We start from the raw sequence: 294 nt of genomic DNA, 5'->3' as shown, positions 1-294 counted from the left end.
ACTGGTTCATGGTGTTGTCTTCACCCGCCGCTTTCAGTGCCGCTTCACCGGCGAAGTATTCTTTGTGATCATCGCCCATATCGGAACCGGCCATGTTCTGGTGCTTAACGCAGGCGATACCCTGACGGATCTCTTTGCGCTGTACGCCAGCGACGTAGCCCAGCATGCCCTGCTCACCGAAGTACTCTTTCGCCAGGTTGTCAGTCGACAGCGCAGCGGTGTGGTAAGTCGGCAGGGTGATCAGGTGGTGGAAGATACCCGCTTCGCGAGCGGCATCCGCCTGGAAGCTCTGGA

The 294-nt window shown here is 58.5% G+C and carries 1 pseudogene; it reads right to left on the bottom strand.

Features of this window, described 5'->3' with window-relative positions:
• Positions 1-294: pseudogene (locus tag JW499_RS22030) on the bottom strand (isocitrate lyase); the annotation flags it as partial.

The organism is Amphritea pacifica, assembly GCF_016924145.1.
In the GTDB taxonomy this organism is placed as follows: Bacteria; Pseudomonadota; Gammaproteobacteria; order Pseudomonadales; family Balneatricaceae; genus Amphritea; species Amphritea pacifica.
Note: the sequence above shows the minus strand (reverse complement) of the source record. Positions and strands in the feature narration are given on the sequence as shown.